This is a genomic window from Atlantibacter subterraneus (assembly GCF_007570865.1).
Taxonomy (GTDB): Bacteria; Pseudomonadota; Gammaproteobacteria; order Enterobacterales; family Enterobacteriaceae; genus Atlantibacter; species Atlantibacter subterraneus.
Genome location: NZ_VLPS01000005.1, coordinates 182,023 through 195,290 on the forward strand (window position 1 = coordinate 182,023; position 13,268 = coordinate 195,290).

General features: G+C 56.1%; 9 protein-coding genes. 8 read left to right on the forward strand and 1 reads right to left on the reverse strand.

Annotation, left to right across the window (positions count from 1 at the left end; all coding sequences use genetic code 11):
• Positions 1–66: 66 nt before the first annotated feature.
• The 3 genes from polB (at position 67) to rluA (ending at position 6,127) form a co-directional block, all read left to right on the forward strand.
• Positions 67–2,424: a DNA polymerase II gene (gene polB / locus FND52_RS10685; RefSeq protein ID WP_144130755.1), complete on the forward strand. Its 2,358-nt coding sequence runs from the start codon at positions 67–69 to the stop codon at positions 2,422–2,424.
• Positions 2,425–2,554: 130 nt separating this feature from the next.
• Complete coding sequence (rapA, locus tag FND52_RS10690; RefSeq protein WP_125293270.1) at positions 2,555–5,461, forward strand: RNA polymerase-associated protein RapA; 2,907 nt, start codon at positions 2,555–2,557, stop codon at positions 5,459–5,461.
• A 12-nt stretch (positions 5,462–5,473) separates the two neighbouring features.
• Positions 5,474–6,127, forward strand: coding sequence for a bifunctional tRNA pseudouridine(32) synthase/23S rRNA pseudouridine(746) synthase RluA (rluA, locus tag FND52_RS10695; RefSeq protein ID WP_125293182.1), 654 nt, complete (start codon positions 5,474–5,476; stop codon positions 6,125–6,127).
• Positions 6,128–6,166: 39 nt separating this feature from the next.
• On the opposite strand, the gene djlA is transcribed toward rluA, so the two are convergent.
• Entirely contained in the window at positions 6,167–6,982 is an 816-nt protein-coding gene (gene djlA, locus FND52_RS10700) for a co-chaperone DjlA (protein WP_125293181.1), read from the reverse strand.
• A 362-nt stretch (positions 6,983–7,344) separates the two neighbouring features.
• On the opposite strand from djlA, the gene lptD reads away from it, so the two are divergent.
• From lptD to apaG, 5 genes are read left to right on the forward strand one after another with little or no spacing between them, the layout of a single operon-like run.
• Positions 7,345–9,738 carry an LPS assembly protein LptD gene (gene lptD / locus FND52_RS10705; RefSeq protein ID WP_144130756.1) on the forward strand — a complete coding sequence of 798 codons (2,394 nt, stop codon included), beginning with the start codon at positions 7,345–7,347 and terminating at the stop codon, positions 9,736–9,738.
• Between the two features lie 48 nt (positions 9,739–9,786).
• Entirely contained in the window at positions 9,787–11,073 is a 1,287-nt protein-coding gene (surA, locus tag FND52_RS10710) for a peptidylprolyl isomerase SurA (RefSeq protein ID WP_125293179.1), read from the forward strand.
• On the forward strand, positions 11,073–12,068 hold the full coding sequence (gene pdxA, locus FND52_RS10715) for a 4-hydroxythreonine-4-phosphate dehydrogenase PdxA (protein ID WP_144130757.1): 996 nt from the start codon (positions 11,073–11,075) through the stop codon (positions 12,066–12,068). Before surA ends, pdxA begins: the two co-directional genes overlap by 1 nt.
• On the forward strand, positions 12,065–12,886 hold the full coding sequence (gene rsmA / locus FND52_RS10720; protein WP_144130758.1) for a 16S rRNA (adenine(1518)-N(6)/adenine(1519)-N(6))-dimethyltransferase RsmA: 822 nt from the start codon (positions 12,065–12,067) through the stop codon (positions 12,884–12,886). Before pdxA ends, rsmA begins: the two co-directional genes overlap by 4 nt.
• Before the next feature lie 3 nt (positions 12,887–12,889).
• Complete coding sequence (gene apaG / locus FND52_RS10725; protein WP_125293176.1) at positions 12,890–13,267, forward strand: Co2+/Mg2+ efflux protein ApaG; 378 nt, start codon at positions 12,890–12,892, stop codon at positions 13,265–13,267.
• Position 13,268: the final 1 nt, after the last annotated feature.

A 13,268-nucleotide genomic window follows, 5' to 3' on the forward strand; every position in this document is an offset into this window, starting at 1 on the left:
TAAAACCCCAGCATCTATGCGTAAACCAGGCTATAATCAGGCCTGGTTTTTTAGCGAGAGAATAGCGTGGCAGAGACGCGGCAGGGGTTTGTTCTGACCCGACACTGGCGGGATACGCCGCAGGGCACCGAAGTGACATTCTGGCTGGCGACCGACAATGGGCCGCTGTGCGTGACGCTGCCTGCGCAGGAATCCGTCGCTTTCATCCCACAAGCCCAACGCTCCCGCGTAGAAAGCGCGCTGGCGGGCGAAACCTATCGACTGGAACCTCTCTCCCTGCGTGATTTTCATCAGCAGCCGGTATGCGGCCTCTATTTTCGCCAGCATCGTCAGCTCATGCGCTGCGAGAAACTGTTACGTGAAGCAGGCGTTACGGTCTATGAAGCCGATGTGCGCCCGCCCGAACGCTATCTGATGGAGCGTTTTATTACCGCCCCGGTCTGGGTGACCGGTGAGATGCGCGGCGGCGGATTGCGTGACGCGAAAATGAAACCCAATCCAACTTATCGCCCGGCGCTGAAATGGGTGTCGCTGGATATCGAAACTAACCGCCACGGTGAACTCTACTGCATCGGCCTGGAAGGCTGCGGCGAGCGCACGGTGTATATGCTCGGGCCGGAAAACGGCGATGCCAGTGGGCTGGATTTTAAACTCGAATACGTCGCCAGCCGTCCGCAACTGCTGGAAAAGCTCAATGCCTGGTTTGCCGAATTTGATCCCGATGTGTTGATCGGCTGGAACGTGATCCAGTTCGATCTAAAAATGCTGCAAAAACATGCTGAACGCTACGGTATTCCGCTGCGTCTCGGACGCAATAATCAGGAAATTGAGTGGCGCGAGCATGGTTTCAAAGCCGGTGTGTTTTTTGCTCAGGCACCAGGCCGACTAATGATTGACGGCATTGACGCGCTGAAATCGGCGTTCTGGAGCTTTTCTTCTTTCTCGCTGGAATCGGTCTCTCAGGAACTGCTGGGCGAAGGGAAAGCCATCGACAACCCCTGGGATCGGATGGCAGAAATCGACCGGCGCTTCGCCGAAGATAAACCGGCGCTGGCGACCTACAACCTGAAAGACTGCGAGCTGGTGACGCGCATCTTTCATAAAACTGAGATTATGCCGTTTTTACTGGAACGCTCCACGGTCAACGGGCTGCCGGTGGATCGTCACGGCGGGTCGGTGGCGTCATTCAGCCATCTTTATTTTCCCCGCATGCATCGCGCCGGTTTTGTTGCGCCGAATCTGGGCGATGTGCCACCCCAGGCGAGCCCCGGCGGTTATGTGATGGATTCGCGCCCCGGGCTGTACGATTCGGTGCTGGTGCTCGACTACAAAAGCCTGTATCCGTCGATTATCCGCACCTTTTTAATCGACCCGGTGGGTCTGACAGAAGGCCTGGCGCAGCCTGATGACGCGCACAGCGTGGAAGGTTATCTCAACGCCCGCTTCTCGCGCACTAACCACTGTTTGCCCGGTATTGTGTCGCAAATCTGGTTGGGGCGCGAAGAGGCTAAAAAGCACGGCAACAAACCGCTTTCCCAGGCGCTAAAAATCATTATGAACGCCTTTTACGGCGTGCTTGGCACCAGCGCCTGCCGGTTCTTCGATCCTCGTCTGGCATCGTCGATTACGCTGCGCGGCCACGACATCATGCGTCAGACCAAAGCGCTAATCGAAGAGGAAGGTTACGACGTGATTTACGGCGATACCGACTCCACGTTTGTCTGGCTTAAAAAGCCTTACGATAACGCTCAGGCCAGTGAAATTGGCAACGCCCTGGTCGCCAAAGTTAACCAGTGGTGGCGCGAGCACCTGAAACAAACCCTGAACGTGGAGAGCGCGCTGGAGCTGGAGTTCGAAACCCATTTCAACCGCTTCCTGATGCCTACAATTCGCGGCGCGGAAATGGGCAGCAAGAAACGCTACGCCGGGCTGATTGAGCAAGACGGCGAACAGCGCATGGTATTCAAAGGGCTGGAAACCGTGCGCACTGACTGGACGCCGCTGGCGCAGAACTTCCAGCAGGCGCTGTATTTAAAAATTTTCCGCCGCGAGCCGTACCAGGATTATGTGCGCGAGACCATTGCGCAACTGCTGAACGGCGAGCTGGACGACCAGCTGGTTTACCGCAAGCGCCTGCGCCGCCCGTTAAAAGAGTACCAGCGCAACGTGCCGCCCCACGTGCGCGCCGCACGGCTGGCGGATGAAGAAAACGCCCGGCTGGGCAGGCCTGCCCAGTACCAGAATCGTGGTACGATCAAGTACGTCTGGACCACTAACGGACCGGAGCCGCGCGACTATCAGCGCTCGCCGCTGGATTACGATCACTACCTGACGCGCCAGCTTCAACCCGTGGCGGACGGGATTTTACCTTTCATGAAGGATGATTTTGCTACACTGATGACAGGGCAACTGGGGTTATTTTGACAGGTGACGAACGCGTTACCATCCAGTACCATAGCGCCCTTTCCTATTCTGATTCCCAATTTACTGCACCGCGAGCTGTTCGCGGTGGTCATACTATTGCCTGCAAATTATTAACCAGAGCCGAACAGATATGCCTTTTACACTTGGTCAACGTTGGATTAGCGACACGGAAAGCGAACTTGGACTAGGAACCGTGGTAGCGCTGGATGCGCGTATGGTGACTTTGCTTTTCCCTGCTACCGGCGAAAACCGTCTGTATGCCCGTAATGATTCCCCCATCACCCGCGTGATGTTCAACCCCGGCGACACCATTACCAGCCACGACGGCTGGCAGTTAAAAGTGGACGATGTCGCCGAAGAAAACGGGCTGCTCGCCTATACCGGAACCCGCCTTGATACCCAGGAGGAAAACGTCACCCTGCGTGAAGTGTTCCTCGACAGTAAGCTGGTGTTCAGTAAACCGCAGGACCGCCTGTTCGCCGGGCAAATCGACCGCATGGATCGCTTCGCCCTACGCTTTCGCGCGCGCCGCTACCAGAGCGAGCAGTACCGCATGCCGTGGAGCGGGCTGCGCGGCCAGCGCACCAACCTGATCCCGCACCAGCTGCACATCGCCAATGACGTGGGCCGCCGCCATGCGCCGCGCGTGCTGCTGGCTGATGAAGTGGGTCTGGGTAAAACCATCGAAGCGGGCATGATTATTCATCAGCAGCTGCTGGCAGGCGCGGCGGAACGCGTGCTGATTGTGGTGCCGGAAACCCTGCAACACCAGTGGCTGGTCGAGATGCTGCGCCGCTTTAATTTACGTTTCGCGCTGTTTGATGACGATCGCTACGCCGAAGCCCAACACGACGCCGATAACCCGTTCGAAACCGAACAGCTGGTGATCTGTTCACTGGATTTTGTGCGCCGCAATAAGCAGCGTCTTGAGCACCTGTGCGAAGCCGAATGGGATTTGATGGTGGTGGATGAAGCCCACCATCTGGTATGGAGCGAAGACGCGCCGAGCCGCGAATATCTGGCGATTGAACAGCTGGCAGCCCAGGTTCCCGGCGTGCTGCTGTTGACCGCGACGCCGGAACAGCTGGGTCTGGAAAGCCACTTCGCCCGTTTGCGCCTGCTGGATCCGAACCGCTTCCACGATTTTGAACAGTTTGTCGAAGAGCAGCAAAACTACCGCCCGGTGGCGGACGCCGTTGCCATGCTGCTGGCAGGCAACCCGCTCTCCAATGACGAGCTGAATATCCTGAGCGATTTGATTGGCGAGCAGGATATCGAGCCGCTGCTGCAAACCGCTAACAGTAACCGCGACGGCGCGCAAGCCGCGCGCCAGGAGCTGATTTCGATGCTGCTGGATCGCCACGGCACCAGCCGCGTGCTGTTCCGCAACACCCGTAACGGCGTCAAAGGCTTCCCGAAGCGCGAGCTCCATACCGTTAAACTGCCGCTGCCGACCCAGTACCAGACGGCGATTAAAGTCTCCGGGATTATGGGCGCACGCAAATCTGCCGAAGAGCGCGCCCGCGACATGCTCTATCCGGAGCAGATTTATCAGGAATTTGAAGGCGATACCGGCACCTGGTGGAACTTTGATCCGCGCGTTGACTGGCTGATGGGCTACCTCACCAGCCATCGTTCGCAGAAAGTGCTGGTGATCTGCGCCAAAGCCACCACGGCGTTACAGCTGGAGCAGGTGCTGCGCGAGCGTGAAGGCATTCGCGCAGCGGTGTTCCATGAAGGTATGTCTATCGTTGAGCGCGACCGCGCGGCGGCGTGGTTCTCGGAAGAAGATACCGGCGCGCAGGTGCTACTGTGTTCTGAAATCGGCTCCGAAGGCCGTAACTTCCAGTTCGCCAGCCATCTGGTGATGTTCGATTTGCCGTTCAACCCGGATCTGCTGGAACAGCGTATTGGCCGTCTGGATCGTATCGGCCAGGCACACGATATCCAGATCCTGGTACCGTGGCTGGAAAAAACCGCCCAGTCGGTGCTGGTGCGCTGGTATCACGAAGGGCTGGACGCATTCGAACATACCTGCCCGACGGGCCGCACCATTTACGACAGCGTGTATAACGAGCTGATCAACTATCTGGCCGCGCCGGAAGAAACCGACGGCTTCGACGATCTGATCAAGTCGTGCCGCGAACAGCATGATGCGTTAAAAGCCCAGCTGGAACAGGGCCGCGACCGCCTGCTGGAAATCAACTCCAACGGCGGGGAGCAGGCGCAGGCGTTAGCGGAATCCATCGCCGAACAGGATAACGATACCGGTCTGGTGAACTTTGCCATGAACCTGTTTGATATCATCGGCATCAATCAGGACGATCGCGGCGAGCATATGATCGTGCTAACGCCGTCCGACCATATGCTGGTGCCAGACTTCCCGGGTCTGCCGGAGGACGGTTGTACCATCACTTTTAACCGCGATGTGGCGCTGTCCCGTGAAGACGCCCAGTTCATTACCTGGGAACACCCGCTGATCCGCAACGGCCTGGATTTAATCCTCTCCGGCGATACCGGCAGCTGCGCGCTGTCGCTGCTGAAAAACAAAGCGCTGCCGGTGGGCACGCTGCTGCTTGAGCTGATCTACGTCGTGGAGGCCAAAGCGCCCAAGCAGTTGCAGCTAAACCGCTTCCTGCCGCCGACGCCGATCCGCATGCTGGTGGATAAAAATGGCACTAACCTGGCGGCCCAGGTAGAGTTTGAAGGCTTCAACCGTCAACTCAGCGCGGTAAACCGCCATACCAGCAGCAAGCTGGTGAATGCGGTGCAGCAGGACGTACATGCCATTCTGCAACTGGCGGAAAGCAAGGTCGAAAGCGCGGCGCAGGCGTTAATCAAGACGGCGCGCGAAGAGGCGGATGAGAAGCTGTCTGCCGAACTGTCGCGTCTGGAAGCGCTGAAAGCGGTCAACCCCAATATCCGCGACGATGAACTCGCGGCGATTGAGAGCAACCGTGAACAGGTGCTGGCAAGCCTCAACGAAGCAAGCTGGCGGCTGGACGCGCTGCGCCTGATCGTCGTCACGCATCAGTAACCGGGAAACACTATGCTGGAAGCCTATCATCCTGCAACCGATCCCTGGCTGGTCGTCCTGTACCAGGACGACCATATCATGGTGGTTAATAAGCCGAGCGGGCTGCTCTCTGTACCCGGCCGGCTCGAAGAGCACAAAGACAGCGTGATGACGCGCATTCAGCGCGATTATCCGCAGGCGGAATCGGTGCATCGTCTGGATATGGCGACCAGCGGCGTGATCGTGGTGGCGCTGACCAAAGCCGCCGAGCGCGAACTGAAACGCCAGTTTCGCGAGCGTGAGCCCAGCAAGCAGTATGTGGCCCGGGTATGGGGCCATCCGCCGGAAAAAGGGCTGGTAGATTTACCGCTGATTTGCGACTGGCCGAACCGGCCTAAGCAGAAGGTGTGTTATGAAACCGGCAAGGCGGCGCAAACCGAGTATGAAGTGCTGGAGTATGGCGAAGATAACACCGCGCGCGTGCTGCTGAAGCCGATTACCGGGCGCTCCCACCAGCTGCGGGTGCATATGCTGGCGCTGGGCCACCCGATTTTAGGGGATCGCTTCTACGCTACGCCGGAAGCCTTAGCGCTGGCACCGCGTCTGCTGCTGCATGCCCAGACGCTGACCATCACCCATCCCAAATTCGGCAGTGCGATGACCTTCCGCGCACCTGTCGATTTCTGAAAACAGCCGTTGCCTTCGGCCTGAAGGCAACGGTGATCCCTATTTAAACCCTTTGGTGGTTTTAATCAGATCGTAAGCCTTTTGAATTTCCTGCGCTTTTTGCTTGGCCATCTGCATCATTTCCGGCGGTAACCCTTTGGCGACCAGTTTGTCCGGGTGATGCTCGCTCATCAGCTTGCGATAGGCGCGCTTGATGGTGGTCGGCTCATCGTTTGGTTTCACCCCCAGCACATTACAGGCATCTTCCAGCGTCGGGCCCTGAGGCGCTTGCTGCCACGGCCCCTGCTGATGTCCCTGCTGGCCGCCGCTGCTAAACTGCGCCCCGCCCTGCATCATGCGCAAATACTGGTCGAACTGATTGCGGGAAATCCCCAACTCTTCGGCAATGACGTAAAGCACTTCGCGCTCGTTGGGATGTAATGACCCGTCGGCAAACGCCGTCTGGATCTGTATTTCCAGAAACATCCGAATTAAATCGAAGCGGCCAAAACAGATACCGCGTAGCTGGCGCATTTTTTCACGCAGCGGATAACCCGGCTCCTTGCCTACGCGAAACGCGTTCTGCGCAGCGATGCGCGAATTGCCATGCAAATCCATGCGATCCATAAACAGGGAAGCCATATGGATATCGGCCTGCGTCACGCGCCCTTTTGATTTAGTGAGATGGCCCATCACTTCAAATGTGGTAGTGAAAAACAGCGATTGCCGCTGCTGTTGCGTGCTAAAAAACGCCATCCGCCGACTGCGCGCTTTGTCAAAAAAGTGACCAATCAGCAAACCTAACACCACGCCCCAGAAGCCACCACCCATCATCAGGGCCATCGCCACGCCAACTATTTTTCCCCAATACTGCATAGACTCCCCAAATCGTCAGGCTGCTGGACAGGCGATATTCCCTTATTTACGCATGTTTTACGCGCTAGCAGGGTCTTTTAGCCCGGCGTTGACGCGACGGTCAACTGCGGGACATAGCCTATAATTTGCTTTATCATACCCGTCATTCAAAGCCGTGCCTAACAAACAGGCTCGAAAGCGGGCAGGATTAACACTAGCGCTGTGGTGATGAGTCAGTTAGTCTCTGACCGTTTGCCAGCGTTATACCCTTTTGATTCTTTCAGGTTGCATCTACGCTCACGTGCGACCAGGCGCGCGATGCATTCTTGATCCTGAACGATGACGGGGACAGGCCACTGATGACGGAACAACGAATAACACGTATGAAAAAACGTATTCCCACCTTGCTGGCCACCATGATTGGCGCAGCCCTCTATAGCCAACACGGTATGGCTGCAGACCTCGCTTCACAATGTATGCTTGGCGTGCCCAGCTACAATCGTCCCCTGGTGGAAGGGGAACCGAACAGCCAGCCAGTCACGATTAATGCCGATAGCGCGAAAGGCGATTATCCGGACAACGCCGTGTTTGGCGGTAACGTGGATATCCAACAGGGCAACAGCCGCCTGCAGGCGGATGAAGTCCAACTGCATCAAAAACAGGTCGACGGCCAGCCGGATCCGGTACGCACCGTTGACGCCCTGGGCAACGTCCACTACGACGATAATCAGGTGATCCTCAAAGGGCCAAAAGCCTGGACGAACCTGAACACCAAAGACACCAACGTCTGGGAAGGCGATTACCAGATGGTGGGCCGTCAGGGCCGCGGAACGGCGGACGTGATGAAGCAGCGCGGTGAAAACCGCTATACCATTCTGGAAAACGGCACCTTTACCTCCTGCCTGCCAGGTTCAAATACCTGGAGCGTGGTGGGCAGCGAAGTGATCCACGACCGTGAAGAACAGGTCGCAGAGATCTGGAACGCCCGGTTTAAGCTGGGCCCGGTGCCAGTTTTCTATAGCCCCTATTTGCAGCTCCCGGTGGGCGATAAGCGCCGCTCCGGCTTTTTGATCCCAAATGCCAAATACAGTACCAACAACGGCCTACAGTTCTCGCTGCCTTATTACTGGAACATTGCGCCTAACTTTGACGCTACCATTACGCCGAATTATATGGAGAAGCGTGGTACCCAGTGGCAGAACGAATTCCGCTATCTGACTCAGGCGGGCGTCGGGATCATGGAGTTTGATTATCTGGGTTCCGATGACCAATTTCAGGACGAGCATCCTGCCGAAAAAGACGAGCATCGCTGGCTCTATTACTGGAACCACAGCGGGGTAATGAACCAGGTTTGGCGTTTCAACGTTGACTTCACCAAAGTCAGCGATCCGTATTATTTCAATGACTTCAGCTCTACCTACGGTTCCAGTACCGATGGCTACGCCACGCAAAAATTCAGCGTCGGTTACGCTATCCAGAACTTTGACGCTACGGTTTCCACCAAAAAATTCCAGGTTTTCGACACCGCATCGGGCAATACCTATGGCGCGGAACCTCAACTGGATGTGAACTGGTATCAGAATGACGTTGGCCCGTTCGATACTCGCGTTTACGCTCAGGCGGTGAAGTTTGTTAACGTTAACGAAAACTATCCGGAAGCCACGCGTCTGCATATCGAGCCGGTCATCAGTCTGCCTCTGTCGAATGACTGGATCAGCATCAATACCGAAGCCAAGTTTATGGCGACGCATTACCAGCAGGATAATATCGAACGCTACCAGAACTACGCGAATAATGCGGCGCTTTACTATCCTTCTAAGCAGAACCTGCAGGCTTCCAATAGTGCCCAGAAGCTGAAATCCTCCGAAACGCGTACCCTGCCGCAGTTTAAAATTGACGGTAAGATGATTTTTGAGCGCGATCTGGACTGGTCTGAAGGCTATACCCAGACCCTGGAACCGCGTGCGCAATACTTGTATGTGCCCTATCGTGACCAAAGCGGTATCAACAATTACGATTCTGCATTGCTCCAGTCAGATTACTCAGGTCTGTTCCGCGATCGCTCATACGGCGGTCTGGACCGCATCGCCTCAGCGAACCAGATAACCACTGGCGTTACGTCGCGTATTTATGATCAAGAAGCGATTGAACGTTTTAACGTTTCCGTTGGTCAAATCTACTATTTCACCGAGTCCCGTACCGGTGATGAAGATATCAACTGGGAAAAAGATAAGAAAACCGGCTCTATCCTGTGGGCGGCGGATACCTACTGGCGCATCTCGGATCGTTGGGGCTTGCGCGGTGGCGTCCAGTACGACACCCGTCTGGATAATGTCGCTACCGGCAGTAGCGCCATTGAATACCGCCGCGACGAAGACCGCTTATTGCAGCTGAACTATCGCTATGCCAGCCCGGAGTATATTCAGGCGACATTGCCATCGTTCTCTGAAGCGACCCAGTATAAAGACGGCATCTCTCAGGTTGGCGCCACGGCAAGTTGGCCGATTGTCGATCGCTGGTCCGTAGTGGGCGCGTACTACTACGACACCAATGCGAAGAAACCGGCTGACCAGATGCTCGGCGTGCAGTATAGCTCCTGCTGTTATGCCATCCGCGTCGGTTATGAGCGGAAAATTAACGGTTGGGAAAAAGACCAGAGCAAGTACGACAATGTGTTTGGTTTCAACGTTGAACTGCGTGGCCTGAGCTCGAACTACGGTCTCGGCACTCAGCAGATGTTGCGTTCGAATATTCTGCCGTATCAAAGCTCGCTGTAAGCCTTGATGTGTATACTCCGCTTTGCGATTAATCATAATGGAAAAGGTATGAAGAACTGGAAAACGCTGCTTCTTGGACTCACCCTGGTGGTGAATACCAGTTTCGCTGCGCCGCAGGTTGTCGATAAAGTCGCCGCCGTCGTGAATAACGGCGTGGTGCTGGAAAGTGACGTTGATGGTCTGATGCAGTCCGTGAAGCTCAATGCTGGCCAGGCTGGCCAACAGCTTCCTGATGATACAACCCTGCGTCATCAAATTCTTGAACGTCTGATCATGGACCAAATTATCCTGCAGATGGGCCAGAAAATGGGCGTAAAAATTAGCGATGAGCAGCTCGATCAGGCTATCGCCAATATCGCCAAACAGAACAATATGACGATGGACCAGATGCGTAGTCGTCTGGCCTATGATGGTCTCAACTACAACACTTACCGGAATCAGATTCGTAAAGAGATGACGATCTCCGAAGTGCGTAACAACGAAGTGCGCCGTCGCGTCACTATACTGCCGCAGGAAGTCGAATCCCTTGCTCAGCAGGTGGGCAGCCAGAACGACGCCAGCACGGAATTGAATCTGAGCCACATCCTGATCCCGTTACCGGAAAACCCGACGGCAGACCAGGTTGGTGAAGCGGAAAGCCAGGCACGCTCAATTGTCGACCAGGCCAAAAACGGCGGCGACTTCGGTAAATTAGCGATTGCTTACTCCGCAGACCAACAGGCGCTGAAAGGCGGCCAGATGGGCTGGGGCCGTATTCAGGAACTGCCGTCTATCTTTGGTCAGGCGCTGAGCACCGCGAAAAAAGGCGATGTCGTTGGCCCTATCCGTTCAGGCGTGGGTTTCCACATTTTGAAAGTGAACGATCTGCGCGGCCAGTCGCAAAGCATTTCGGTGACCGAAGTGCATGCACGCCACATCCTGCTGCGTCCATCACCGATCATGACTGACGATCAGGCGCGCGTGAAGCTGGAACAGATTGCTGCCGATATTAAGAGCGGGAAAACCAGTTTTGCTGCCGCAGCGCGTGAATTCTCCCAGGATCCCGGCTCGGCTAACCAGGGCGGCGATATGGGCTGGTCATCTCCTGACGTTTACGATCCGGCGTTCCGCGATGCGCTGATGAAGCTGCAAAAAGGCCAGCTCAGCGCGCCGGTGCACTCCTCCTTCGGCTGGCACCTGATTGAACTGATGGACACCCGCAACGTCGATAAGACCGATGCGGCGCAAAAAGATCGTGCTTACCGGATGCTGTTCAACCGTAAGTTCTCGGAAGAAGCAGCAACCTGGATGCAGGAACAGCGCGCCAGCGCTTACGTCAAAGTTCTGAGCAACTAATGACCACCACCTGGCGTGTGGTAATCACTCCCGGCGAACCCGCCGGGATTGGTCCGGAACTGGTCGCGATGCTTGCGCAACGCGACTGGCCGGTCGAACTGGTGGTCTGCGCCGACCCGCAACTTCTCCAGGCTCGTGCCAGCCTGCTTAATCTTCCCCTTACGCTCCTCCCCTTCCAGCCCAATACGCCGTCGCGCCCTCAGCAAAAAGGGTCTTTGACCGTGCTGCCGGTTTCACTGCGCGCGCCGTCCGTCGCCGGGCAACTGGAGGTGGAGAACAGCCATTACGTGGTGGAGACCTTAGCTCGCGCCTGCGACGGCTGCATCAACGGCGAATTCGCCGCACTGATCACCGGCCCGGTGCACAAGGGCATTATTAACGATGCCGGCATCCCGTTTACCGGTCATACCGAATTTTTCGAAGAGCGCGCCCACAGCCATAAAGTGGTAATGATGTTAGCCACCGATACGCTGCGCGTGGCGCTGGCCACCACGCATTTGCCGCTGCGCGCGATTGCTGACGCCATCACCCCTGAACTGCTGCGTGAAATCATCACGATTTTGCACAGCGACTTGCAGAGCAAATTCGGCATCCCGCAGCCGCATATTCTGGTGTGCGGCCTGAACCCTCATGCAGGCGAAGGCGGGCATATGGGCACTGAAGAGATCGACACGCTGATCCCGGTACTGACCGAAATGCGCGCCAAAGGGATGAATCTGACCGGGCCGCTGCCAGCGGATACGCTTTTCCAGCCCAAATATCTCGATCATGCCGACGCGGTGCTTGCGATGTACCACGATCAGGGCCTGCCCGTGCTAAAATACCAGGGCTTTGGCCGCGCGGTGAATATCACGCTCGGTTTACCTTTTATTCGTACCTCGGTCGACCACGGCACCGCACTTGAACTGGCCGGCCAGGGGACTGCCGACGTGGGCAGTTTTATCACGGCGCTTAATCTCGCCACCAGCATGGTTTTTAACAGTAATAATCAATGAATAATCGAGTTCACCAGGGTCATTTAGCCCGCAAACGCTTTGGGCAAAACTTTCTAAACGATCAATTTGTTATTGAGAGCATCGTCTCGGCCATCCATCCGCAAAAAGGCCAGGCGATGGTCGAAATCGGCCCGGGTCTTGGGGCATTAACCGAGCCGGTAGGCGAACGTCTGGATAAGATGACGGTCATCGAACTGGACCGCGATCTGGCCGCCCGCCTGCAAACCCATCCGTTCCTGGCACCCAAGCTGACCATTTATCAGCAGGATGCCATGACCATGGATTTCGGCGAATTGTCCCGTACCCTGGGCCAGCCGCTGCGCGTGTTCGGTAACCTGCCGTACAACATCTCCACCCCGCTGATGTTCCATCTCTTTAGCTATACTGATGCGATTGCCGATATGCACTTTATGTTGCAGAAAGAGGTGGTCAATCGTCTGGTTGCAGGGCCGAACAGTAAGGCGTATGGTCGGTTAAGCGTGATGGCGCAGTACTACTGCCAGATTATCCCGGTGCTGGAAGTGCCGCCGACAGCGTTTACTCCGCCGCCCAAAGTGGATTCCGCCGTGGTGCGCCTGGTGCCTTACACCACGTTGCCGCATCCGGTAAAAGAGATCCGCCTGCTGAGCCGTATTACCACTGAAGCGTTTAACCAGCGCCGTAAAACCATCCGCAACAGCCTTGGCAATGTATTCAGCCTGGAAGCGCTGGAGAGCCTGGGCATTGACCCGGCGCTGCGCGCGGAAAACATTACGGTCGCGCAATATTGCCAGTTGGCCAATTATTTAGCTGATAATCCGCCCTCGAAGGAGAGCTAAGCTATGTTAGATTCGCCCCGTGTTTGTGTGCAGGTTCAGAGCGTTTACATCGAATCGCAATCGTCTCCTGATGAAGAACGTTTCGTGTTTGCCTATACCGTGACCATCCGCAATCTGGGGCGATCGCCTGTCCAGTTGTTAGGTCGTTACTGGTTAATCACCAACGGCAACGGACGGGAGACCGAAGTACAGGGCGAAGGGGTGGTCGGCGAACAGCCACATATCGCGCCAGGCAGCGAGTTTCAGTACACCAGCGGCGCGGTAATCGAAACGCCGCTGGGCACTATGGAAGGCCATTATCATATGGTGGATGAGCAAGGTAATACGTTCAGCGTCGCCATTCCCGTTTTCCGTCTATGCGTTCCAACACTCATTCATTGAT